Here is a 24,765-nt window from a genome sequence, read left to right on the forward strand (position 1 = left end):
GTGTGTCCGATGCGGTCCTGCAAGCGCGATTGTGCCAGGATCACCGCATGCGCAGGTCTCTGCCAGCCCGCGCCTATGGCACGGGCTGCCGTCCGAGTTTGCAGCGGGTGGCGTCAGGCCGCGGCACTGACCCCAATGGCATCGAGCATCTGCCCGGTCGAGGTGACGCCGCCGCAGGTGGCGGCGATCCACTGCATGGCCATGTCGTGTTTCGCGCGGTCGAAATCGGCCTGCGCGTCGGCCACGGCAAAAGGTTCGATATCGCGCTGGAAGGCCTCGGTCGCGGTGCACAGACAGCCGATATGGGCGTAGATCCCAGTGATCATCAGCTGGTCTCGGCCCCGCGCGCGCAGCAGCGTCTCGAGGTTGGAGCGCTGGAAGGCGCTGTAGCGGTGCTTGACCAGAACGTTGTCTTCCGGCGCGGGCGCAAGATCGGGAAGGATCGCTTCATGCTCGGGTTTTGCCGCCATGCCCGGCCCCCAGAGATCGGCTTGCAGACCCCGGTCGGGCCGGAACTGATTGCCCTTTTGCGCGGTGTAGAACACCGGGATACCCGCCGCGCGCGCCCCCGCGATCAGCCGGGCGATATTGGCCACCGCCGGCCGCAGCGGCGCATCGTCGGGGTATGGCGCGCAGAAATACCGCTGCATGTCGTGTACCAGCAGGGCGAGGCGATCACGCTCCGGCGCAAAAGGCGCGCGGGCCGCGGGCAGTTCGGCGGCGGTGGGAAGCGGATAGGGAGCAATTCCGGGCAGGGCCATCGTGGTCAGTCTTTCAGTGTCAGGTCAGGTTGAGGGCGGCATCCGGCGCGAGGCCGAAAGCGCTCAGCATGGCGCCGAACTTGGCGCCGGTCTCACGGGTTTCGCTGTCGGGGTCCGAGCCGGGCACGATGCCGGCCCCGGCGTAGAGCCGCGCGTGCGTCCCCTGCAGTTCGGCGCAGCGGATTGCCACATGCCACGCCCCATCGCCGCGGGCGTCGCACCAGCCCACAGCCCCGGCGTAGAAGTCACGCTGCACCGGCTCAAGCTGGCGGATCAGCTCGGCCGCGGGATCGCGCGGCAAGCCGCAGACCGCGGGGGTCGGATGCAGACAGGCGGCCAGCACGGGGGCGGGCTGATCCTTTTCGCGCAGCTGTCCCGCGATGCGCGTACCAAGATGCCACATGCTGCCCGTCGAGGTGATGCAAGTGCCCTCGGGCGCGCCAAGGGTGCGGCAGAGCGGTGCCAGCGTGTCGAGGATGAACTCGACCACCAGCGCATGTTCGCGCTGGTCCTTCTCGGATCCTGCGAGCGCCTCGGCGGCGGCACGGTCCTCGCGGGCATCGGTGCTGCGGCGCGCCGACCCTGCCAGCGGATGCGAGAGGATCTCCGCGCCGCGCTTGTCCAGCAGCAGCTCGGGCGTGCCCCCCACGAGGTGCCGCCCGCCGGGCAGCGCCACGTCAAAGGCGGTGACCGCGGGGTCAGCGGCGAGCCGGGCGAGCAATCCGGCGCGGTCGATGGGACGCGTGCTTTCAAGCCTCAGGGTCCGGGCCAGCACCACTTTTTCGAGCGCGGGGTTGGCCTGCATCTCGGCCAGCGCGGCGGCGACCGCCGCAGCATAGTCCCGCGCCTGCGGCTCCGGAGTCAGGCGCAGCTGGCCCGTTGGCGCGGGCGCGCCCACAGGCAGGTGCCCGCCCTGCGCCTCGGCGCTCCAGAGGCAATCCTCCGCCGCCCGGTCGAACGGCAGGGCGCCGCCGATCATCCCGCCCTGCGGCAGAGCCGCCAGCGCCGGTGCCAGCCGCGCGCCGAGACTCGCCGCATCGCCGCGCGGCACGGGCTGCAGGGGGCCGCGCGCGATGCGTGTGTCGCGACCGTTCAGAAAGGCAAGGCCCGGGCCGGGCAACTCGGGACGGGTGTCGAAATGCGTGAGAGGGCGCGTCATCAGTCCTCCTCCATCATGACCGTTACGGATCTGGGTGGCTTGGAGGCTGACCGACTCGAAGAGAGCCGCTTGGCTGCCGGGGGCGTGGTACGCAATCAGGAGGGGAGTAGGCAAGTAAATAAGTCGGGAATTACCGTGCCTGCGCGACATTCCGCAATCCGGTCTTACGCCCGCCCCATTCGGGACACGCCGCGCGACATGAAAAGGCCCCCCGCGATCACGCGCGAGGCCTTTGGTTCGGCACTGAACGCGGGGTCAGGCGATACGCTCGCCGGTGCCCGGATTGAAGTAGGAGACCTTGCCCAGATCGAAGGCGAAGGTATGGGCGCTGCCCGGCTTGGCCTCGGTCTCGGCATGCAGGCGTGCGGTCACCTGTTTGCCGCCCAGCGTGGTCATCACGTAGGTGTCGGCGCCCGCGGGCTCGACGATTTCGACTTGGCATTCGGCCTGCTGCACCGCCGTGCCGCTGCGGAAGCCCGGCTCCGAAATGTCCTCGGGGCGCAGGCCGAGGATCACATCCTCGGGCAGACCCGCCGCGCCGGGATCGGTCAGCACGATGGGCGCCGCGCCGTCGCGGGCGATCTCGATCTGCGTGCCATTGCCGCCCGCCTGCGCCTTGGCCGGGATCAGGTTCATCGCGGGCGAGCCCATAAAATCGGCGACAAACAGGTTGGCGGGCTGGTTGTAGATCTCCGCCGGGGTGCCGATCTGCTGAATGATGCCGCCCTTCATGACGACGATCTTGGTGGCCAGCGTCATCGCCTCGATCTGGTCGTGCGTCACATAGACCATCGACGCGCCGAGACGCTGGTGCAGCGATTTGATCTCGGTGCGCATCTCGACCCGCAGCTTGGCGTCGAGGTTCGACAGCGGCTCGTCGAAGAGGAACAGCTTGGGATCGCGCACCAGCGCCCGGCCCATGGCCACACGCTGTCGCTGGCCGCCCGAAAGCTGGCCGGGACGGCGCTTGAGCAGCGGCTCGATCTGCAGCTGGCGGGCCACCTCGGCGAGCTTCTTCTCTTGCGTGGCCTGATCGACGCCGCGCACCTTCATGCCGAAGGTGATGTTCTTGGCGACGCTCATCGTCGGGTAAAGCGCGTAGGACTGGAACACCATGGCGATGTCGCGGTCCTTGGGCGAGACATGGGTCATGTCCTCGCCGCCGATCTTCAGCGTGCCGCCCGAGATCGGCTCGAGCCCGGCGATGCAGTTCAGCAGCGTGGACTTGCCGCAGCCCGAGGGGCCGACGAGCACGAGGAAATCGCCCGGTTCGATCGACACGTTGATGTCCTTGAGGACCTCGGTCGCGCCGTAGTTCTTATAGAGGTTCTGGATGTCGAGAATGGGAGCCATGGGGATCATCCTTTGACGGATCCGGCGGTCAGGCCGCGGATGAAATATTTGCCGGCAACGACATAGACGAGGAGCGTCGGCAGCGCGGCGATGATCGCGGCAGCCATGTCGACGTTGTATTCCTTCACGCCGGTGGTCGAATTGACGATGTTGTTGAGCGCCACGGTCACCGGCTGGGTGCCGGCCGAGCTAAAGGACACACCGAACAGGAAGTCATTCCAGATCTGGGTGAACTGCCAGATCACACTGACCACGACGATGGGCACGCTGAGCGGCAGGAAGATCGACCAGAAGATGCGCAGGAAGCCCGCGCCATCGACCTTGGCCGCCTTCACCAGCTCTTGCGGGATCGTGACGTAGTAGTTGCGGAAGAACAGCGTGGTGAACCCGAGCCCGTAGATCACGTGCACGAAGATCAGCCCCGGAATGGTGCCGGCGATGCCGAGCAGACCCAGCAGCCGCGCCATGGGCAGCAGCACCACCTGGAACGGGATAAAGCAGCCAAAGAGCATCAGCGCAAAGATGATGTTGGCGCCCTTGAAGCGCCATTGCGCGATCACATAGCCGTTCACCGCCCCCAGCAGGGTCGAGATCAGCACGCCCGGCACCGCGATCAGCACCGAGTTCCAGAAGTAGGGCCGCACGCCTTCGCATTGGATGCCGGTGCAGGCGCCGGACCATGCCTTGGCCCATGCGTCAAAGGTGACCTCCCGCGGTAGCGCCACGAGATCGCCGGTGCGGATCTCCTCGAGGCTTTTGAGCGAGGTGGTCAGCATCACGAAGAGCGGCATCAGGTAGTAGATCGCGAAGAGCCCGAGGATGACATAGAGGCCCCAGCGCAGCGCGGTCTTCATGCCCGCGCCCTGTCGGCGGGCCGCGCCTGCGGCGGGCGTTGTCGAGACATCAGTCATTTTTCGCCCTCAGTTCGGAGTAGAGATAGGGCACCACGATGATGAAGATCACCATCATCATGATCATCGCCGAGCTTGCCGCCTGCCCCACGTCGCCGCGCGAGAACGCCATGGCGTACATGTAGGTGGCCGGAAGATCGGTGGCATAGCCGGGGCCGCCGCCGGTCAGTGCGATGACGAGGTCAAAGCTCTTGATGGCGAGGTGCGCCAGCACGATGAAGGCCGACAGAAAGATCGGCGCCATCGAGGGAATGATAATCGCGGTATAGACGCGCCACGTCGGGATGCCGTCGATCTGCGCGGCGCGGATGATCTCGGTGTCGACCGAGCGCAGCCCCGCGAGGAAGAGCGCCATGACGAAGCCCGAGCTTTGCCAGATCGCCGCCATCACCACCGTGTAGATGGCCATGTCGGGGTTCACCAGCCAGTCGAACTTGAAGTTCTCGAAGCCCCAGCCCTGCACCATGGCCTGCACCCCGAGACCGGGGTTGAGGATCCATTTCCACGCGGTACCGGTGACGATCATCGAAAGCGCCATCGGGTAGAGGTAGATAGTGCGGATCGCGCCCTCGACGCGGATCTGCTGGTCGAGCAGGATCGCGAGGATCAGCCCCAGCAGCATCGAGATCACGATGAACATGCCCCCGAAGATGTAGAGGTTGTCCATCGCCGTATCCCAGCGCGGCGAGGCGAAAAGCCGTTCGTATTGGATGAAGCCGTCGATTTCGTATTTGGGCAGCAGCTTGGAGCGGGTGAGCGACACCCATGCGGTCCAGCCGATAAAACCGTAGACGAAAATCAGGACCGCGATGAAGCTGGGCGCCAGCACGATCTTCGGCAAATGGGTTTCGAACCATTTGGCCATGGTGTTCTCCTATGACGGGCCCGCCCCGGATCGGAGACGGGCCCGCGTGAGTTTGGTCAGAGACGTTAAGCCCGAGACCGGGGACGGTTACATGGAGTTCGCGACAGCGTCGGAGAGCATCTGCACCGCGTCCTCGGAGCTCATGTCCGAGTTGAAATGCGCCGTCACCACATCGGTGATCGCGCCGGACTGCGCACCGCGCAGCGCCATGCCATGGGCGTAGGACGGCAGCAGCGCGCCATTTTCAGCAGCGGCGTTCATGTCCTCGGAGGATTTCACCGCGCATTCGTCGAACTCGTCGAGCGACACGTCGGTGCGCACCGGGATCGAGCCTTTGTTGAGGTTGAACACCTTCTGGAAGTTGGGGCCGACGATCAGCTCTGCCAGCAGGTTCTGACCGGCTTTCTTGGCGTCGCCGTCCACTTCGAACATGGCGAAGCTGTCGACGTTGTAGAGGAAGCCATCGCCCGGCGTGGAGGCGCAGAGGAAGTCCTCGCCCGGCACTTTGCCCGCGGCCAGGAACTCGCCCTTGGCCCAGTCACCCATGATCTGGAAGGCGGCTTCGCCGTTCATCACCATGGCAGTGGCGAGGTTCCAGTCACGGCCCGAGAAGTTGTCATCCACAAAGCCGCGCAGGGTGCGCATCTGGTCAAACACCTGCACCATCGTGTCCGAGGTCAGCGCGTCCTGATCGAGATCGACCAGCGCCTTCTGGAAGAACTCGGGGCCGCCAAGGCCAAGAACGACGGTCTCGAACACGGTCGCGTCCTGCCAGGACTGGCCGCCGTGCGCCAGCGGGATCACGCCCGCCGCCTGCAGCTTCTCGGCCGCGGCGTTGAACTCGTCCCAGGTGGTCGGCATCTCGATGCCATTGTCTTCGAGCACGGATTTATTGGCCCAGATCCAGTCGACGCGGTGCACGTTGACCGGCGCCGCGCACCAGCTGCCTTCGCACTTCATATGCTCGGCGATCTGCGCGGGCAGCACGTCGGCCCAGCCCTGTTCTTCGGCCACCGACGAGATATCCGCCAGCACACCTTCTTCGTACCATTCCTGGATCGCCGGGCCTTTCAGCTGCACGGCGGTGGGCGCATTGCCCGACAGCACGCGGGCGCGCAGCGCGGTCATCGCGGCATCGCCGCCGCCGCCCGCGACCGGCATGTCGGTCCAGGTGCCGCCCTGGTCCGAGAATTCCTGCTGCAGCACGGCCACGGCCTTGGCCTCGCCGCCCGCGGTCCACCAGTGCAGAACTTCGGCCTGCGGCTCGGCATAGGCTGCGCCCGCAATCGACAGGGCAGCGGCAGAGATTGCCGCCTTAGCGGTGAATTTCATCAGGTAGTCCTCCCGTTGGTCTTGCCCCTCCCCGGGGCAGATGTGGCATAAATCCTGCGCTGCTGGCCGCCGCCTTCGCAAGGGTGTAGACCCACCGCCAGAACGCTGGTGGCGCTAAAATAGCGGCGATCTGTTACAGGCTGTTACAGGGCGGCGGAAATCGCTGCGCTGCGGCGAAAAATCCGGTCTGGCCGGGCACTTGCGACGGAGGGTCAAGTGAGCATCTTCAGACTACTGGTCGTCGACGACGATTCCGAGATGCGCATGATGATGACCCAGTTCCTGCAAAAGCAGGGCTTCATCGCGCTTGGCGCGCAGTCCATGGCCGAGATCGCCACCGCGATGGACGCGGGCCGGATCGATCTCATCTTGCTCGACGTGATGCTCGGCGACGAAAGCGGCATCGAGATCTGCGCGCGCCTGCGCCGCGAGCAGGATGTGCCGATCATCATGGTCTCGGCGCTGTCGGCGGATCACCAGCGCATGGCAGGCTATGAGGTCGGCGCCGACGATTATATCGCCAAACCGTTCAACCCCGAGCTGCTGGTCGCCCGCGTGCGCGCCGTGCTGGCGCGCGCCCGGCGCTCGGCCTCGCTGGTGCACCGGCGGCGCACCCAGACCTTCCGCTTTGCGGGTTGGCGCTATGACGCAAAGCGGGACGAGGTGATCTCGCCCGAGGGGTTCCAAGTGGCGCTGTCGCGGCGCGAGACGATGCTGCTGCAGGCGCTTCTGGCCAATCCCTTCATCCCGCTCACCCGCGACGAGATCGCCGCCGCGCTCGACGTCACCGGCGAGGGGGCCGAAGAGACGCAGGGCCGCGCCATCGACGTTCTGGTGGGGCGCCTGCGTTCGAAGATCGAGAAGTCGCCCAAAGACCCGCAGATGCTGCGCACCGAACGCGGTGTCGGCTATGTCTTCGCGGTCGACGTGACGACGGAAGAGACGTGAGCCGCCGCAGCCTCTCTCTGCGCGTCTCGGGCCTCGTCTTGATGATCGGCGCGGCGCTGGCGGGCATGGTGATCACCGGCATGTGGAGCCTGTCGCAGACCCGCTGGACCAGCCATCTCGACCACGCCGAGCGGGCCGGGATCCTGCTCCACCACACGCTGACCCGCGGCGCGGCCCCGCCCGAGGGCGTTACCGTCACGCCGCTGGCCGAGATCGACGCCAATGCCGCCGCGGTCGGTAATTTCTCACTGGTCTCGGGCCTGCCCAAACCGCGCTATGTGACGCTCGCCCCGATCCTGCCCGACGGCACTGGCGGCGAGGGGATCGAACTGGCGGTGATTTCGGACGGGCTGCAATACCGCGTCGCCGATCTGCCCTCGCGTCCCGGCCAGCGCCCCGAAGAGACGCTGGGCCAGCTCACCCGGTTGATGGCGCGTTACTGCTCGCACCCGCAGATCATCGCCCGCTCGGGCGAAAGCGGCTGGCAGCGCGTCGAGGCGCCCGGCGTCTGGGGCTGCGAGGCGGCGCCGCGCGATTTGCGTCTGCCCGCCATCGCGCTGGCACTGATCACCCTTGGCGTGTTCTTCACCCGCGTTACCGGCACCGCTGCGCAATTCTCGGACTTCGCGCAGGCGCTGGCCACGCGGCGGCGGCTCGGCGGGCCGGAAAGCTATGAGACCGAAGGCCCCGCCGAACTGCGCGCCATCGTCGACGCGGTGAACGCCTATCTCGAAGACGAGCGCGAGCAACTGGCGAAACGCGCCGTGGTGCTGTCGGGGGTGAGCCATGACCTCGGCACCCCGGCCACTCGCCTGCGGCTGCGCAGCGCGCTGATCGAGGACGAGGCGCTGCGCGGCAAATTCGAGGCCGACATCGATAAGATGACCGCGATCATCGAAAGCGCGCTGACCTACACCCGCGCCGAGCTCAGCGTCGAAGACCCGCGCCAGCTGTCGCTTTCGGCGCTCGTCGAGGCGCTGGTCGACGACTATCAGGACATGGGCCATCCGGTGACCCTCGCCCGTGTCGAACCGATGGTGCTGCGCGGCGGGCGCTCGCTGTTCTCGGCGCGGCGCGGCGCACAGGTGATCGAGGGCGCGCATCGCATCCTCGTCACCGCCCGGCCCGTGTCGATCCAGCGCGCGATTTCGAACCTCGTGGACAATGCGCTGAAATACGGGCGCCGGGCAGAGCTGCACCTCGAGGCCACCGCCGACACCGCGACGATCATCGTCGAGGATGAAAGCGGCCTGCGCTCCACCGAACAGATCGAGGCGCTCATGGCCCCCTTCCGGCGCGGTGCCAATGCGCGCTCCAGCGACGGCACCGGGCTCGGCCTCAGCATCGTGTCGACCATCGCCATGCTGCACGGGGGCACGCTGCGTTTCGAAACCGCGCCCAAAGGGCTGCGCGCGGTGCTGACCATCCAGCGCGCCTGAGCCGCGAAGGCGGGCACCGACGCCGCTCATATGCGCATTCCCGCAGGCAAAGCCGCGATACTTCTGGCTTGCTGCCTCAGTCTTGCCTAACCTGATTGTGCGGAATCAGCGGTTTATTGCCCGCCCGCCCCGGAATTTTCTCTCCGGAGTATACGATAAGTATTTGAATGCATTTGTTTTACGGTTGGCCGCAGCATGTCGGGCAACCTTGTGAGGTTTAGAAAGGATATTTTACATGTCAATTTCCCTCACCCTGCGCCGGCTTGCGATCCTTGGGATTCCGGCGCTCGTGATCGCCTTTTCGTTCCTGCTCTTCGAGGGAAAGACCCAACAGATCGTGCTGGGCATGATGTCCGGCGCGCAGAGCCTTGCGGGGCTGTCCGCCCTCATCGTGGGGGCACTGGCGCTTGATGTGGCGCTGCCGGTCCCCTCGAGCGTGGTCAATGTCACCGCTGGCACCGTTCTGGGGGTTGCGGGCGGCACGCTGACCTGCTGGCTTGGCATGACGCTGAGCTGTCTGCTGGGCTATTGGATCGGCGCCACCGGCGGCACCAGCGCGCTGCGCAGGCTGCTCGGCGCCGAGGAACTGGCCCGCTCGACCCGCATGTCGAACCGCTTCGCCTTTGGCTCGCTGCTGCTGCTGCGCGCGGTGCCGGTGCTGGCCGAGACCTCGACCATCGCCGCCGGGATCGCCCGGCTGCCGCTGCGCCGTTTCCTTGGTGTGGTGGCGCTGGCCAACCTCGGCATCGCCGCCGCCTACGCCACGTTGGGCGCCATGGCCGTCGAGGCCGACTCCTTCCTGCTCGCGTTCTGCGCCGCGCTGGCCCTGCCGGTGGCGGGCCTCGGCGGGCGGTTGATCTACGCGCAGATGCGCCCCGAGAGCCAGCCGCTCAGCGGCACGCTCGCCATGGCCGAAGCACCCGATCCCACGCCGATCACCCGTCCGGCGCTGCGCCCCACCGCGCCGCCTCAGGGCACCTCGGTGCTGCAGCGCTTCAGCGTCGATTACAGCTATCGCGTGGTCTTCACCCGCGGCCTCTTTGCGCCGGGCAACGACACGCTGGGCGAGGTCTTTCGCGAGGCCTCCGATGGCCGGGCGCAACGCTGCCTCGTCTTCGTCGATGCCGACATGCTGCGCCAGCGCCCCGCGCTGGCAGATGAGATCACCGCCTGTTTCGACCGTCTCGGCACAGAGGCCACGCTGGCCACCGCGCCGCGTCCGATTACCGGCGGCGAGGATATCAAGGCGGGCTTCGAACAGGTCTTCGAGATCTACCGCCTGATCCTGCGCCACCGCATCGACCGGCACTGCTACGTGATGGCGATCGGCGGCGGCGCAGTGCTCGACGCGGTGGGCATGGCCACCGCCACCGCTCACCGGGGCATCCGCCACATCCGCGTGCCCACCACCGTGCTGTCGCAGAACGACAGCGGCGTGGGGGTGAAGAACGCGGTGAACTTCGAGGGCTCGAAGAATTTCGCCGGCAGCTTCGCGCCGCCTTGGGCGGTGCTCAACGATTTCGACATGCTCGAAACTCTCCCGCCCGCCATCCGCCGCGCCGGTATCTCCGAGGCGGTGAAAGTGGCGCTGATCCGCGATCCCGAGTTCTTCCTATGGCTGGAGACGAACGCCGAGGCGCTGCGCCGCTTCGAGCCCGCCGCCGAAGAGTATATGATCCGGCGCTCGGCAGAGCTGCACATGCATCAGATCGCCCATGGCGGCGATCCGTTCGAGCGCGGCTCGGCCCGGCCCTTGGACTTCGGTCACTGGTCGGCGCACAAGCTCGAGGGGCTGACGCACTACGCGGTCAGTCACGGCGACGCGGTGGCCATGGGCATCGCCCTCGACACCCGCTACTCGGTTCTGGCCGGGCTGCTGCCCGAAGGCGGAGAAGAGCGCGTGCTGGCGCTGCTGCAGGCGCTTGATCTGCCGGTCTGGCATCCGGCACTGGAACAGCGTGATGCGGGCGGCCAGTTGGAGATTCTCAACGGCCTTGAGGAATTCCGCGAGCATCTGGGCGGCGAGCTGACCGTCACGCTGCTGCTCGGGCTCGGCACGGGCGTCGAGATGCACGAGATGAAGCCGGAACTGGTGGCCGAAGCGCTCGGCTGGCTGGCGGCGCAGGGACAGGACTGATGCAGCTCGGCAACGGGCTGGGCAGCCTGACGTACTGCCTCAACATCCATCCCACAGAGACTTGGGAGGAATGTTCCGCCGCGCTCACCGGTCCGCTGCTGGCGGTAAAGGAAGAGCTGAGCCCCGACGCGCCCTTCGCCGTGGGTCTGCGCCTTTCGGCCAAGGCCTTGGAAGGGTTGGACAAGGGCGGACGGCGTGCCGCGCTGCGCGAGTTTCTGACCCGCCACGACCTGATCCCGCTGACGATGAACGGCTTTCCCTATGGCCCCTTCCACGGCACCCGCGTGAAGGAGCAGGTCTATCAGCCCGACTGGCGGACCGAAGAGCGGCTGGCCTACACCAACCGGCTGACCGAACTGATGGCCGAACTGGCCGAGCCGGGTGCCAACGTCAGCCTCAGCACCGTGCCGGGCACCTTCCGTACCCTCGCTGGCGGTGCTGAGGCCGAGATGGCCGAGCACTATCTGCGCGCCGCGGCGCATTGCCTCTCGGTGCGCGAACACACCGGGGTGGCGGTCGCGCTGGCGATCGAGCCCGAGCCTTTCTGCTTTCTGGAGACCATCGCCGGCAGCGTCGATTTCTTTGAAAACTGGCTCTACTCCTCCGCCGCTGTCGCCCGCTTTGCAGAGCTTACCGGGCTGAAGGGCGAGACCGCCGAAGAGGCACTGCGCCGCCATCTGGGCCTGTGCTACGACGTCTGCCACGCGGCGGTGGAATATGAGGATGCGGCAGGCAGCCTCGATGCGCTGAAAACCGCGGGCATTCCGATCCATAAGTTGCAGCTCAGCTCGGCGCTGCGGGCAGCCGAGGTCTCGCCCAAGGTGCGCGAGGCGTTGCAACCCTTCTCGGAACCCACCTACCTGCATCAGGTGCTGACACGGCGCGGCGACGGGCCGATCACCGCCTATTCCGATCTGCCAGAGGCACTGGCGCGCGGCGCCGAGGCGGATGGCGAGGAGTGGCGCATCCACTTCCATGTACCGGTGTTTCTGGCCTCGCTTGGGCTCTTCGACAGCACACAGGAGTTTCTGAAGGAAATCCTCGACCTGCACCGCGCCGCGCCGATCTCGCCGCATCTCGAGGTCGAGACCTACACTTGGGACGTTCTGCCGCCCGAGTTGCGCACCTCCAGCGTCGATGCCGCCATTGCGCGAGAGTTGCGCTGGGTTCTGGAAAGGCTGGGCCAATGATCCGCACCGCTCTGGAACTGGGCCGCGTGTCCAACCTGCCGACGGTCTGGACAAATGCCATGGCGGGGGCGCTGCTGGCGCTCTCGGCGGCCCCGGGCACGGCGTTCTGGCCAATCGTGCTGAGCGCACTGGCGCTGACCCTCTTTTACGTGGGCGGCATGTGGCTCAACGATGCTTTCGACGCCGAGCATGACCGCACGCAAAAGGCCGACCGCCCCATCCCCCGCGGCGACATCCGTCAGGGCGATGTTTTCGTCGGCGGTTTCGTCATGCTGGGCACCGGCATTTTGCTGACCCTGCTGCTCGGAGGCTGGGCGCTGGTCTCGGCGGTGCTGCTGAGCATCAGCATCTTCCTCTACGACTGGCTGCACAAACGCACTGCGCTGGCGCCGGTGATCATGGGGGTCACCCGGTTCTTTTGCTATGCGCTGGCTGCCTTCGGCGCGACGGGCAGCTTTCCGGGCGTGGCGATCTGGGGCGCGCTGGGGCTGCTGGCCTATGTGGTCGGCCTCACCTACGCCGCCAAACAAGAGGCCTACGACCGGATCGAGCGCGCGTGGCCGCTGGCGGTGATGGCTTTTCCCTGCCTGCTGGTGCTGATCTTCAGCTGGGGCAGCGCGCTGGCGCTGCTGATTGCGCTGGGGTTCTTCGCCGCCACCGGGCTGGCGCTGCACTATCTCTTTCGCCGGGCAAAGGGCGACGTGCCGAAGGCCGTCACCCTGCTGATTGCCGCCATCTCGCTCTATGACGCCGCGCTGATCGCCGGGGTCCACGGAGGATGGATCCCGGCGCTGCTGACGGTTCTCGGCTTTGGCCTCACCCGCGCGCTGCAGCGGGTCATTGCGGGGACTTAGTCGAAGATATGGCTCAGCGTCAGCGCCTTGAAATCCACCGCCCGGACCGATCCTTCCGGCAGCAGGCCCGCCTCGGAGGAGATCACCAGCGGCCCGTCGCCGGGATCATCGGTGAGCCGCCCGTGGCTGCCCTTCACCAGATCGGTCCGCGAGGGAGAGATCACGTCGAGAAGCTGCCGAAAGCCCATCTTGCGCTTGGCCAGTTTCCAGCCCGCCGCCAGCTTGGGAAACCGCAGGTTGGGATCGAGGAACAGCTCGACCGGGTCATAGCCGGGCTTGCGGTGAATATCGACGGTGGGGGCAAAGTCCGGGGCCTTGTCGTCGTCCAGCCAGTAGTAATAGCTGAACCAGCGGTCGGGCTTCGAGACGGCCACAAGCTCGCCCGAGCGCGGATGGTCGAGGCCATTCTGGCGCTTGCCGTCCTCGTCCCAGACCGTCTCGACCCCATCGAGCCCCTCGACCAGCGCCTTCACCTCGGCCAGACGCGCAGCGTCATTGACGTAGATATGCGCAAGCTGGTGGTCCGACAGAGCAAAGGCCGCCGAAGCGCCTGCGTCGAGAATCTCGCGCCCATGTTCCTCGGGGCGCACGGCGATCAGCCCGGCTTTGCGCAGGGCGCGGTTGATGTGGATCGCCTCGCTGACCGGGGTGATGCCGTACTCCGACACGACCAGCACCCGGCGTCCCTCGGCATCCGCCGCGGCGACCAGTTTGCCGACCAGCGCATCGATGTCCTTGAGGGAGCTCTGCACCTCGGGATGCGCCAGATCGGGGCCGAACTTCTGCAGGTCGTAATCCAGATGCGGCAGATAGGTCAGGGTCAGCGTGGGCTGCCGCGTCTGCATCACATGCAGCGTCGCCTCGGTGATCCACGCCGAGGAGGTGATATCCGCCGTCGGCCCCCAGAAGGTGAAAAGCGGGAAGCGCCCCAGTTTGGCATCCAACTCGTCATGCAGCTCGGGCGGATAGGCGTAATGGTCGGGGATCTTGCGCCCGTCCGCCGGATACATCGGGCGCGGCGTCGCCGAGTAATCGGCGGTGGCGTACATGTTGTACCACCAGAACATCTTGGCGCAGGTAAAACCCGGATCGCGCGCCTTCCCCGCGTCCCAGATTTTCTCTCCCTCGATCAGCGAGTTGGGCTGCCGCCACAGCAGCACCTCCTTGAGATCACGGAACAGCCAGCCATTGGCCACGGCTCCATGGCCCGAGGGCGGCAAGCCGGTCGCCAGCGTTGCCTGCACGGTGCAGGTGACCGCCGGTGTGACCGTCTCCAGCGGGCGCATTCCGCCGCGTTCGGCAAGGGCTGCAAGGTGGGGGGTATGAGCTCCGACAAGTTTGGGTGTCAGGCCGACGACAAGAATAACAAGGGTCGGTTTCATGCTGTGAACCAAAATCCATTCGAAAAAACAAGAAGAATATGGGCGCAACTATGACGCGCCGCCATCCCCTCAGTCCAGTGTTTCATTGATTATTCGGGAGAGAGTTTGATGACCGATCCGAAAGACCTTTTGTATGGATGGATACGTGAGCGCGCCGGGGACGAAAGGCCTTGGCTCGACGCGCAATTGGCGCAGCTCGCCGCGCCGGACGCGACCGAGCGCGACCTGCATATGTACCTCGGCTTTGCGCCGCGCAGGCTCGGCAAGGCCGATCTCGCGCTGACGCCGGACGATCTGGCGCAGGCCGATGCCGCGCGCTCTGGCTGGGACCCCTCGGGCTGGAGCATCGACGGTGCCGCGCGCATTCTGGGGCTGCTGACCTACAGCGGCACCCGTCCCTTCGCCGAGACCTTCAAGGACCTGCGCCGCACGTCGGACGCTGCCGAGATGATCGCGCTCTATCGCGGCCTGCCGCTCTACCCCGCGCCCGAGAGCCTGCATTTCGAGGTTGGCGAGGGGCTGCGCTCGAACCTCAAGCCGGTGTTCGAGGCGATCGCCCACAACAACCCCTACCCGCGAGATCATTTCGACGAGCACCGCTGGAACCACATGGTCCTGAAGGCGCTGTTCATCGGGGCCGAGCTTGGCCCGATCACCGGGCTTGCGGCCCGCGCCAACCCCGAACTGGCGCGCATCCTCGTGCAATATGCGCGCGAACGCTGGGCCGCCGGACGGCCCGTCATGCCCGAGCTCTGGCCGCTCGTGGCGCCCTTTGCCGAAACCCCTGAAATCCGTGCCGAGCTCGACCGGGCCCGCGCCGAAGGCCGTACATTTGAGGATCTTGTATCATGATGCTGATTGACCCCCACGCCCATATGATCTCGCGCACCACCGACGACTATCAGGCGATGGCCGCCGCCGGTGTCGTGGCGCTCATCGAGCCCGCCTTCTGGGTTGGCCAGCCGCGCACTTTCGTGGGCACCTACGTAGATTACCTCTCGACCATCGTCGGCTGGGAGCGGTTCCGCGCCGGGCAGTTCGGCATCCGCCACTATTGCACCATCGGGCTCAACTCGAAGGAGGCCAACAACGAGGAACTGGCCGAGGGCGTGATGGAATGGCTGCCGCGCTTCGCCCTCAAGGAAGGCGTCGTGGCGATCGGCGAGATCGGCTATGACGAGCAGACCGAGCTCGAGGACAAATACTTCCGCCTGCAACTGTCGCTGGCCAAGGAACTGGACCTGCCGGTGATGGTGCACACGCCGCACCGCGACAAGAAGCAGGGCACCACCCGCTCCATGGATGTCTGCGAAGAGATGGGGCTCGACCCGTCGATGGTGATCATCGACCACAACAACGAGGAAACCGTCGGCGAGGTGCTGCAGCGCGGCTATTGGGCGGGCTTCTCGATCTACCCCTCGACCAAGATGGGCAACGCGCGGATGGTCGAACTGCTCAAGCAATACGGGTCCGAACGCATCATCGTCGACAGCGCCTGCGACTGGGGCATTTCCGACTGCCTCGGCGTCGCCAAAACCGCGCAGCTTGCGCTGCAGAGCGGCGTTCCCGAAAGCACCGTGCGCGCGGTCTGCTATGGCAATGCGCTGGCGGCCTATGGCCAAAGCGGGCAGATGAAGGAAAGCGACTGGCTCGAACCTCCGGCGATCGACCAGCGCACGCTTTACGAAGGCAATTCGATCCTGCGCGGCGGTCGCGAGCCGGTGATCGAAGAGCCGGGCGCGCAGCGCCGTGCCGGACTGACCATCGAGTAACGCCCCTCCTGCGCCTGCCCTCGGGCGGGCGCAGACCTCACAAATTCCACACGAAAATTTGCCCGTTCGCTCGCGCGCACTACTCCTTGTTGTGACGCGGTCGCGAGCTTCCCGCAGCGCGGCCCGCCGCGAAATTGAACGGGAACACTCTCATGCCCTATCGAACCGGCCTGACCGTCATAATGGTCTCGGCACTGGTCGCCATCGGATGCGGCCTTTACGCCTATTTCGTCCCGCTCACCGGTGTCACCGGTGTCTGGGGTCCCCTCGCCGCCGCCTTCGGTGCGCTCTGCCTGCTGATCGGCGGTGCGCTGATGGTCAAGGCGCGCAGCCGCGGCGCACGGGTCATTCTGATGCTGCTGCTGGCCATCGGAATCGTGCTGACCGCCTTCGCCGCCTTCCTGATGCACCAGTGGGTGATGCTGGCCGCGCTCGGCGTCTGCGCCTTGGGCTGGATCGCGGCACTCTCCGGTCCCGAAGAAGGAGCTTACGCATGACCCATCTGCTCCGCAGCACCGCCCTTCTTGCCCTGCTTGCCGGGCCTGCCCTCGCGCAGCAGGCCGACACGCCGACCCCGCCTGCCGCGCCCGAAAGCGCTGCGCCGGAGACCGACGCCCCTGAAACCCCGCCCCCCGGCGCAACCGCCACTGAGGGCGGCGAAACACCCGCCGAAGTCGAAGAGCCGGAAAGCTCTGAAGACACCGCCTCGCAGGACGACAGCGAGCCCGAACCCAACGCCGAAACGGCGGTGGTCGAAGTGCCCGCCGCGCGCCCCTCGTCGGATGCCAAAGTGCCTAGCCCCGGCACCGGCTGGCCCAGCTTCCACGGTCAGGTCTCTGGCGCGAAATATTCGCCGCTGACCCAGATCACCCCCGAGAACGTCGGCGACATGGAACTGGCATGGCGGGTCGAGACCGGCGACGTCTCGGACGGCTCGGGCGATCTGCCTGCCACCGTCTGGTCGGCCACGCCGATCTACGCCAACGACATGCTCTACATCGGCACGCCCTTTTATCGCGTGCTGGCGCTCGACCCGGCGACCGGCGAAGAGATCTGGTCCTACGACACCCAATCCACGCTCGAGGCGCTCACCCAGCCCGCCCTGAAAAACCGCGGCGTGGCCTATTGGGAAGCCGCGAACCCCACCGAGGGCGAGGCGTGCCAAAAGATCGTCTATCTCGGCACGATGGACGCGCGGCTCTTTGCCATGGACGCCGACACCGGCGCGCTCTGCGAGGATTTCGCCGATGGCGGCGTGCTCGACGTCAACCAGTGGAACACGGTCAACGACCGCTGGCCGCTGTCGCTGCTGCAGCCGCCGACCATCGTCGGCGATCACGTGATCATCGGCTGGGCCGGCAACGACTGGGACTGGGCCGAAGCGCCTCCGGGCTCGGTCTTCTCGGTGAACGCGCAGACCGGCGAGCTTGAGTGGACCTTCGACACCATCCCCGAGGAGATCCGCGAAAAGACCGGCACCGCCAACGTCTGGACCGCGATGAGCGCCGACGAGGAACGCGGCATCGTCTATCTGCCCGTGGCCTCGCCCTCGCCCAACTACTGGGGCGGCAACCGCACCGAGGACATCCCCTATGCCACCTCGACCACCGCGCTCGACGTGGACACCGGCGAGGTGATCTGGTCGCGGCAATGGGTGCATCACGACATCTGGGACTATGACATCAACTCCGCCCCCACCCTGATGGACATCACGGTGAACGGGCAAGAAATCCCGGCGCTGATGCAGGCCACCAAGATGGGCTTTCTCTTCGTGGTGAACCGCGAGACCGGCGAGGACATCTGGCCGATCGAAGAACGCCCTGTCCCCGCGGGGACAATCGAGAGCGAGCGTTACGCGCCGACCCAGCCCTTCCCCACGACGCCCGCGCCGCTGCTCGACCAGTCGAAGATGCCCGACGTGTGGAACATCGCCGACATCGCCTCTTTCGGGGAATGCTCGGACCTGTGGAGCAAGCTGATCTACGACGGCATGTATACCGCGCCCACCACCGAGGGCGAAGGCGCAGGCGCCTATCCGAACTCGGCGGGCGTCGTGCAATGGGGCGGCGTCGGCTATGACCCCGAAAATCAGATCGCCGTGGTGAACCTGTCGCATGTGGTGCAGTACATTCAGCTCTACGAGCGCGAGGAATACGACGAGATCAACGGCGAGGCCGGGGTCGGCGAAAGCGGCTTCCACCCGCAGACCGGCGCGCCCTACGGCATGTCGCTGAAGACCGCGATGAACCGCTGGGGCATGCCCTGCTGGGAGCCTCCGTTCGGCGAGATCATGGCGATCGACATGACCACCGGCGAGCCGCTCTGGCGCAAACCCTTCGGCATGTCGCAGCGCTACGGCTTCTACATGCCCGAAGCATGGGGCTCGCCCACCATCGGCGGCCCGGCGATCACCGCGGGCGGGCTGATCTTCATCGGCGCCACGATGGACGGCATGGTCCGCGCCTATGACCTCAAAAGCGGCGAAGAGCTGTGGAGCGACCTGACAGAGGCGCCCTCGGTGTCGAACCCGGCGATCTACGAGCATGACGGCGCCGAATATGTGGCCTTTGTCTCGGGCGGCAACTCGATCCTGAAGCCCTCGGTCGGCGACATGGTCTCGGTCTACCGCCTGCCGCGCTGATCCAAGCCCCGTTCAAGCCCCGCCCGGAGCCACATCCGGGCGGGGCGCATCCTGCGACGACACCCCGAGGGACACGCGCCCCGATGCCCCAGCCCTTCGCGATCTCCTGCCATTGCGGCCGCTTCCGCGCCGAGGTGCATGCCGAGCCCGATGATATCCTCGAGTGCAATTGCTCGACCTGCGCCCGCACCGGCTTCCTGCGCTGGCTTCTGCCTCTCGAGGCCGTGACACTGAAAACCGAAAGCATACGGCTGAGCACCTACCTCTGGCGCGATGCCCATGGCGGCTACCACTTCTGCCCCGATTGCGGCGTCGCCGTGCTGCGCACCGGCTGGGGAGACCGGATCGCGGTCAACGCCCGCTGCATCGAGGGGATCGATGTGTTCACGCTGAGATCGCGGCGCTACGACGGGCGCTGCGACATGCCGCCCGGCCCCACCCGCTGAGCCTTCGGCATGGTGCCGCCGACCACCGGATCCGCCCGCTGGATGCGAATCCCCCACCGCGATATGCTGCAGCGCAGAATTTCTCCTCAACCGGGAGGCTTTTTGCATTTCGATGACCAATTCCTCTGACAAGATCATCCTCGACGTGGCGCTGCAGGGCGGCGGCGCGCATGGGGCCTTCACCTGGGGCGTGCTCGACGCGCTTTTGGAAGACGACCGGCTGCACATCGGCGCTCTGTCGGGGGCCAGCGCCGGGGCGATGAACGCCATCGTCGTCGCCTCCGGTCTCGCCACCGGCGGCTCGGAAGGCGGGCGCGATGCGCTGCGGCGGTTCTGGACCGCGGTGAACGCCGCCGCGCGCGAGGCCACCCCGGCCTTCCATATGCTCGAGAGCTTTCCCGGCCTCTTCATCGCCTCCTCGGCATGGTGGCAGTTGGTGAGCGCCGGGCAGGTGACCATCTCGGCGCGGCCATGGCAGGGGCGGCGCGCACAGATGATGCTGCGCGACATCCTTGCCGAACAGGTGGATTTCGAGGCGCTGCAACGGCCCGGCGCGCCGGAACTCTTCATCTCGGCCACCGATGCGCGCACCGGCGGGAGCCGCATCTTCCGCAACCATGAGATGAGCCCAGATGTGGCCATTGCCTCGGCCTGTCTGCCGATGAGCTTCCCGCCGGTGAACATCGACGGGGTCGACTATTGGGACGGCGGCTACAGCGCCAACCCTCCGATCACCTCGCTGGTGCGCTTCACGCCGCACGCCGATCTGCTGCTGGTCACGATCAACCCGGCGAAACGCAGCTTCACCGCCCGCGCCCCCGAAGAGATCACCGAGCGGGTCAGCGAGATGGTGTTCAACCAAGCTCTGGTGACCGAATTGCGGGGGCTGTCGATCATCCACGAGGCGCTGTCGGAGCAGGATCTGTCCGACGCCCCGGCCTTGCTGAAACAGCTGCGCGATCTGCGCATCCACGAGATTCACGATCAGGCCTCCATGTCCGAGCTCGATCCCAGTTCCAAGATGTACCCGGCGTGGGAGATGCTGGTTGATCTGCACGAAACCGGGCGCGGTGCGGCGCTGAGCTGGCTTGAGGAGAATTACGCGCAACTGGGCAAGAGCAGCACCGCCAAGCTGATGGAGCGCTATCTCGAAGGGATGCTGCCGAGCCAGTGATAGGCGCGTGCGGCCTCCCAAGGTAAGTCTCGACGCAGGCGGTTCGTTTCGGCTAGGCTGAGGGAAAGCGACGGCAAATCCCCGTCGCGGAAGGGAAGTCTTCGGCCCGCCCCATTACGGGGGCATTCTGCAGATCCCGGACGCGCGGGGCCGAATTTTGTAGGTGCGTCCAATGCGGTTTCTGCAAGGCCTTCTGGTCCTCGTCCTTCTGCTGGTGTGTTTCGTCTTCGGCATGAAGCTGGCCTTCCCCCTGCCGCAAAGCAACTACGCCGAGAAACAGCAAAGTCTCGCGCCCGATTGGGAAGGGCCGCTCGGGCTCACGGTCCGCGCCGCGCTTGAGGAGCATGACGGGCAGAGCGGCGTGCGCCCGCTGTCCGATGGGCGCGACGCGCTTGCCGCGCGGGTGCTGCTGGCGCGGCTCGCCAAGACCAGCATCGACGCGCAATATTACATCTGGCAGGATGACACGACCGGGATGATCCTGCTCGACGAGCTGCGCGCTGCCGCCGAGCGTGGCGTGCGTGTGCGGCTCTTGGTGGATGACAACGGCATCCCCGGCCTCGACGCCCTGCTGGCCGAGCTTGACGCCATGCCGACCGCCGATGTGCGCATCTTCAACCCGTTCACCCTGCGCGAACCGAAGCTGGCCTCTTATCTCTTCGACTTCAGCCGTCTGAACCGGCGGATGCACAACAAATCCATGACCGTGGACGGTGTCGCCACCGTGGTCGGCGGGCGCAACATCGGTGACATCTATTTCGCATACGGCGAGGGCACGCATTATTTCGACGTTGATGCGCTGGCGCTTGGCCCCATCGTGAGCGACGTCTCAGGCGCGTTCGACCGCTACTGGAACAGCGCCTCGTCCTATGATGCCGATCTGATCCTCGACCCGTTGCCAGAGGGCGAAACAGAGCCCGCCGCCCCGTTGATCGCCGCGGCGGGCAAGACGGCGCGCGGCTCGTCGATCGGCACCGGTTACATGAAGGAAATCGCCGAAGGACAGCTGGTCAAGGCGCTGCAAGAAGGTCGCCCGCTTGGTCTGGAATGGGGCGAGGCCGAACTGATCGTCGACGACCCGGCCAAGGGGCTCGGCAATGTGGCGCCCGAGCATAAGATCGTCGAGCGGCTGTTCGATCTGGTGGCGGGCGCGGAAACCTCGGCGGACCTCGTCTCGGCCTATTTCATTCCCGGTGATCGCGGCACCGAGTTGCTGACCGATCTGGCCGAAAAAGGCGTCCGGGTGCGCGTTCTGACCAATGCGCTGGAATCGACCGACGTGATGCCGGTCAACGCCGCATATATGAAGTACCGCCCTGCCCTGCTGGAAAGCGGCGTCACGCTCTATGAACTGCGCGCCATGCGCGAAGAGCATGTGAAACGCTCGCTGCCCGAGGTGCTGTCGGGCTCGGCCTCGGGTCTGCACGCCAAAGTCTTCGGCCTCGACGGCACGCGCGCCTTCATCGGCTCGTTCAACCTCGATCCACGTTCGGCGCAGATCAACACCGAGATGGGCCTGCTGATCGACAGCCCGACCATCGCCGCCACGCTCTCGGAGCAGCTCGACAAGCCAAGCTATGCCTATCACGTCACCCTGGACGAGAGCGGCGATCTGCAATGGGTCTCGGACCCGGCGGACGGCCCTGCCGAGACCTTCCACAGCGAGCCCAACACCGGCCTGCTGAAACGCGCGCTGGTCCGGGTGATCAGCTGGCTGCCGGTGGAATGGATGCTCTGAGCGCGGCCTTTGGTTGCGGCGCGCGCGGGGTTGCGACATCCTCTTGCCATTCGCCGCGCCACGCGTGGCCCTGACGACACGGAGCTTCCGCCATGACCCAGCCCTGCATCATCTGCGTTGCCATCACCGGCTCGCTGCCCACCAAGGCCGACAATCCAGCCGTGCCGATCACCGTGGCCGAGCAGGTCGAGTCCACGCAGGAAGCCTTTGAGGCCGGGGCCACCATCGCCCACTGCCACGTGCGCGACGACGAGGGCAAACCCACCTCGGACCCCGAGCGCTTTGCCGCGCTGAAGGAGGGGATCGAGACCCATTGCCCCGGCATGATCGTGCAGCTTTCGACCGGCGGCCGCTCTGGCGCAGGTCAGGCGCGCGGCGGGATGCTGCCGCTGAAGCCGGATATGGCCTCGCTTTCGGTGGGCTCGAACAACTTCCCCACCCGCGTCTACGAGAACCCGCCGCAACTGGTGGAATGGCTCGCCTCCGAGATGAAGACCTACGGCGTGAAGCCCGAGATCGAGGCCTTTGACCTCTCGCACATCTATCAAGCCAAGGCGATGGCCGACCGCGGCGAGCTTGTGGGCACACCCTATGTGCAATTCGTCATGGGGGTGCAGAACGCGATGCCCGCGGTGAAACGGGTGTTCGACTACTATGTGGAGACGGTGAAAATGCTGTTCGGCGAAGACGCGCCGTGGTGCGCCGCCGGGATCGGGCGGCACCAGCTGGAGCTGAACGAATGGGCCGCCGCCGCGGGCGGGCACCTGCGCACCGGGCTCGAGGACAACATCCGCCTCGACAAAAGCACGCTGGCCCCCTCGAACGCCGCGCTGGTGCAGCGCGCCGCAGAGGTGGCGCAAAAGCACGGGCGCAGCATCGCCACGCCCGCCGAGGCCCGCGCGCTGCTGGGTCTGCGCGCGGCCTGATTTTTCCGGGCTTACTCGGCCGGGCTGCCCTCGGGCCGTAGCCCGCCCGAGGTGCTTTCCTCGCTCGCCGGGCCGTGACCGAACTCTTCGAGCGCGGGCCTTGTGCCGATGTTGATGTGCTCGATATCCTCGGCGGCAAAGCCCCGGATGATCGAGGGGATCATCATGCTCACGAGGATGAAGATCGGCAGGCCGACCACGGTGATCACCTGCTGCAGCGCGGTGAGGCCCGCCTCGCCCGCCAGCACGATCAACATGGCGGCCACCACGCCCTCGGCAGCGCCCCAGAACACCCGCTGGTGCACCGGGCCGGGCGTCGCCGTGCCGGTGCAGAGCATGTCCACCACCAGCGAGGCCGAGTCCGAGGAGGTGGCGAAGAAGATCGCCACGATGATCACCGCAAAGCCTTGGATGAATGTGGTGAAGGGGAAGTGCTCGAAGAAGGCGAACATCGCCAGCGGCACGCTGTCCGCCACGGCGCGGCTGATCTCGCCGGCGCTGTCGCCCATCGCTTCGCGTGCGGCAAGGCCCAGCCCGTCGAAATCCATCGCCTGCCAGCCGAAGATGGCGAACCAGATCAGCGTGAAGAGCGACGGTGCCAGCAGCACGCCAAAGACGAACTCACGCACCGTGCGCCCGCGCGAGATGCGCGCCACGAAAAGCCCGATGAAGGGCGACCACGTCACGGTCCACGCCCAGTAAAACACCGTCCAGCTGCCCTGCCAGCCCCAGCCATCGGTGTTGGGGTTCTCATTGGCCAGCATGTCGTTCCAGAACGCCAGCCGCGGCAGGTTCGAGAAATAGAGCCCGAAGGTCTCGACGATGCCGCGCAGCAGGAACAGCGTCGAGCCGCAGACCAGCACGAAGATCATCAGCGCCACGGCCATGCCGATGTTGAGGTTCGAGAGCATTTTCACGCCCTTGTCGAGCCCGGCGACGATCGAGCCCACGGCGACCACCGTCAGCACCACAAGGATCATCACCTTGACGAAAGCGCCGGTCCCGGTACCGAAGAGCGCATCGAGCCCCGCCGCGATCTGGCTGGAGCCGAGACCGAGCGACACGGCAACGCCGAACAGCGTGCCGAGGATCGAGGCGATGTCGATCGCCTTGCCGATGGGGCCGTGGATGCCCTCGCCCAGAAGCGGATAGAACACCGAGCTGACGCGCACCGGCAGATCATAGCGGTTGATGAAATAGGCAAAGGCCAGACCCGGCAGCGTGAAGATCGTCCAAGTGTGCAGGCCAAGGTGATAAATGGCGATGGAAATGGCGTCCTTGGCCGCCTCATCGGTATAAGGCTCGACCCCCGGCAAAGGCGGGTTCGAGAAGTGGCTGATCGGCTCGGCCACACCCCAGAACATCAGCACCGTGCCGATACCGCCCGCGAACAGCATGGTGAACCACGACAGGTTCGAATAGACCGGCCGCTCTCCCTTACGCCCGAGCCTAATATGACCGTGGCGCGACATGGCGGCCCAGATCAGAAAGCCCAGCCAGACGTTCACGCCGAGGACAAAGAACCATCCGAGGTTGGTGACGATCCAATTTCGTCCCACCGCGAAGGCGTCTCCAATGGCTTCGGGGAAAAGGACCAGAGCCAGCACGAAAATGATCGTGAAGGCGGCCGAAATGAAGAAAATCGTCGGATCGGTTCGTAGGCCGAGGCGGCGTGCAAGCTGTTCCAAGGATCAAATCCGTGTTTTGGGGCAAATCTCCTGACCCAACGGACCCACC

21 protein-coding genes are annotated in these 24,765 nt (G+C 66.2%); 13 read left to right on the forward strand and 8 right to left on the reverse strand.

Translation table 11 applies throughout. From position 1 onward, the window contains the following. Positions 1-113: 113 nt before the first annotated feature. The 6 genes from AYJ57_RS22330 to AYJ57_RS22355 all read right to left on the reverse strand — a co-directional run bounded on the left by AYJ57_RS22330 (position 114) and on the right by AYJ57_RS22355 (position 6,381). Complete coding sequence (locus AYJ57_RS22330; RefSeq protein ID WP_066111224.1) at positions 114-761, reverse strand: isochorismatase family protein; 648 nt, start codon at positions 759-761, stop codon at positions 114-116. Between the two features lie 19 nt (positions 762-780). Continuing rightward, complete coding sequence (locus AYJ57_RS22335) at positions 781-1,920, reverse strand: isochorismate synthase (RefSeq protein WP_066111226.1); 1,140 nt, start codon at positions 1,918-1,920, stop codon at positions 781-783. A 255-nt stretch (positions 1,921-2,175) separates the two neighbouring features. Then, positions 2,176-3,273 (reverse strand): ABC transporter ATP-binding protein, encoded by a 1,098-nt coding sequence (locus AYJ57_RS22340; protein WP_066111228.1) that lies wholly within the window; start codon positions 3,271-3,273, stop codon positions 2,176-2,178. 5 nt (positions 3,274-3,278) lie between these two features. Further along, positions 3,279-4,184, reverse strand: a complete 906-nt coding sequence (locus tag AYJ57_RS22345; protein ID WP_066111230.1) for a carbohydrate ABC transporter permease — start codon at positions 4,182-4,184, stop codon at positions 3,279-3,281. After that, positions 4,177-5,049, reverse strand: coding sequence for a carbohydrate ABC transporter permease (locus AYJ57_RS22350; RefSeq protein WP_066111233.1), 873 nt, complete (start codon positions 5,047-5,049; stop codon positions 4,177-4,179). Before AYJ57_RS22350 ends, AYJ57_RS22345 begins: the two co-directional genes overlap by 8 nt. A gap of 87 nt (positions 5,050-5,136) precedes the next feature. Further along, positions 5,137-6,381 carry an ABC transporter substrate-binding protein gene (locus AYJ57_RS22355; RefSeq protein ID WP_066111235.1) on the reverse strand — a complete coding sequence of 415 codons (1,245 nt, stop codon included), beginning with the start codon at positions 6,379-6,381 and terminating at the stop codon, positions 5,137-5,139. Positions 6,382-6,597: 216 nt separating this feature from the next. Here AYJ57_RS22355 and AYJ57_RS22360 point away from each other — a divergent pair, with 216 nt between their 5' ends. The 5 genes from AYJ57_RS22360 to AYJ57_RS22380 all read left to right on the forward strand — a co-directional run bounded on the left by AYJ57_RS22360 (position 6,598) and on the right by AYJ57_RS22380 (position 12,949). Next, positions 6,598-7,329, forward strand: a complete 732-nt coding sequence (locus AYJ57_RS22360) for a response regulator transcription factor (protein ID WP_066111237.1) — start codon at positions 6,598-6,600, stop codon at positions 7,327-7,329. Beyond that, a complete protein-coding gene (locus AYJ57_RS22365; protein ID WP_237220285.1) occupies positions 7,326-8,768 on the forward strand; it encodes a sensor histidine kinase in 1,443 nt (480 codons plus the stop codon). Before AYJ57_RS22360 ends, AYJ57_RS22365 begins: the two co-directional genes overlap by 4 nt. Positions 8,769-9,003: 235 nt before the next feature. After that, positions 9,004-10,905, forward strand: coding sequence for a 3-dehydroquinate synthase (locus AYJ57_RS22370; RefSeq protein ID WP_066111239.1), 1,902 nt, complete (start codon positions 9,004-9,006; stop codon positions 10,903-10,905). Next, positions 10,905-12,095 (forward strand): metabolite traffic protein EboE, encoded by a 1,191-nt coding sequence (eboE, locus tag AYJ57_RS22375; RefSeq protein ID WP_066111241.1) that lies wholly within the window; start codon positions 10,905-10,907, stop codon positions 12,093-12,095. The genes AYJ57_RS22370 and eboE overlap by 1 nt, the downstream gene beginning before the upstream one ends. Then, on the forward strand, positions 12,092-12,949 hold the full coding sequence (locus AYJ57_RS22380; RefSeq protein ID WP_066111243.1) for a UbiA family prenyltransferase: 858 nt from the start codon (positions 12,092-12,094) through the stop codon (positions 12,947-12,949). The genes eboE and AYJ57_RS22380 overlap by 4 nt, the downstream gene beginning before the upstream one ends. Here AYJ57_RS22380 and AYJ57_RS22385 read toward each other — a convergent pair. After that, positions 12,946-14,331: an alkaline phosphatase family protein gene (locus tag AYJ57_RS22385; protein WP_066111245.1), complete on the reverse strand. Its 1,386-nt coding sequence runs from the start codon at positions 14,329-14,331 to the stop codon at positions 12,946-12,948. The two genes, AYJ57_RS22380 and AYJ57_RS22385, sit on opposite strands and share 4 nt — an antisense overlap. Positions 14,332-14,439: 108 nt before the next feature. On the opposite strand from AYJ57_RS22385, the gene AYJ57_RS22390 reads away from it, so the two are divergent. From AYJ57_RS22390 to AYJ57_RS22425, 8 genes are all read left to right on the forward strand, one after another. Further along, positions 14,440-15,183, forward strand: coding sequence for an EboA domain-containing protein (locus AYJ57_RS22390; protein WP_066111247.1), 744 nt, complete (start codon positions 14,440-14,442; stop codon positions 15,181-15,183). Beyond that, the gene (locus AYJ57_RS22395) at positions 15,183-16,103 is read left to right on the forward strand and encodes a TatD family hydrolase (protein ID WP_083191491.1); all 921 of its coding nucleotides are present in this window, start codon (positions 15,183-15,185) and stop codon (positions 16,101-16,103) included. Before AYJ57_RS22390 ends, AYJ57_RS22395 begins: the two co-directional genes overlap by 1 nt. 152 nt (positions 16,104-16,255) lie before the next feature. Continuing rightward, positions 16,256-16,600: a hypothetical protein gene (locus AYJ57_RS22400; protein WP_066111251.1), complete on the forward strand. Its 345-nt coding sequence runs from the start codon at positions 16,256-16,258 to the stop codon at positions 16,598-16,600. Then, positions 16,597-18,744 carry a pyrroloquinoline quinone-dependent dehydrogenase gene (locus tag AYJ57_RS22405; RefSeq protein ID WP_066111253.1) on the forward strand — a complete coding sequence of 716 codons (2,148 nt, stop codon included), beginning with the start codon at positions 16,597-16,599 and terminating at the stop codon, positions 18,742-18,744. Before AYJ57_RS22400 ends, AYJ57_RS22405 begins: the two co-directional genes overlap by 4 nt. Before the next feature lie 83 nt (positions 18,745-18,827). Beyond that, on the forward strand, positions 18,828-19,190 hold the full coding sequence (locus tag AYJ57_RS22410; protein ID WP_066111255.1) for a GFA family protein: 363 nt from the start codon (positions 18,828-18,830) through the stop codon (positions 19,188-19,190). A gap of 112 nt (positions 19,191-19,302) precedes the next feature. Then, positions 19,303-20,364: a patatin-like phospholipase family protein gene (locus AYJ57_RS22415; protein ID WP_066111257.1), complete on the forward strand. Its 1,062-nt coding sequence runs from the start codon at positions 19,303-19,305 to the stop codon at positions 20,362-20,364. A gap of 172 nt (positions 20,365-20,536) precedes the next feature. Further along, complete coding sequence (locus tag AYJ57_RS22420; RefSeq protein ID WP_066111259.1) at positions 20,537-22,102, forward strand: phospholipase D family protein; 1,566 nt, start codon at positions 20,537-20,539, stop codon at positions 22,100-22,102. Between the two features lie 92 nt (positions 22,103-22,194). Next, complete coding sequence (locus AYJ57_RS22425; protein WP_066111261.1) at positions 22,195-23,028, forward strand: 3-keto-5-aminohexanoate cleavage protein; 834 nt, start codon at positions 22,195-22,197, stop codon at positions 23,026-23,028. An 11-nt stretch (positions 23,029-23,039) separates the two neighbouring features. On the opposite strand, the gene AYJ57_RS22430 is transcribed toward AYJ57_RS22425, so the two are convergent. Next, positions 23,040-24,716, reverse strand: coding sequence for a BCCT family transporter (locus AYJ57_RS22430; RefSeq protein ID WP_083191473.1), 1,677 nt, complete (start codon positions 24,714-24,716; stop codon positions 23,040-23,042). Between the last annotated feature and the right edge of the window lie 49 nt (positions 24,717-24,765).

It is taken from the genome of Salipiger sp. CCB-MM3 (assembly GCF_001687105.1).
Classification (GTDB): domain Bacteria; phylum Pseudomonadota; class Alphaproteobacteria; order Rhodobacterales; family Rhodobacteraceae; genus Salipiger.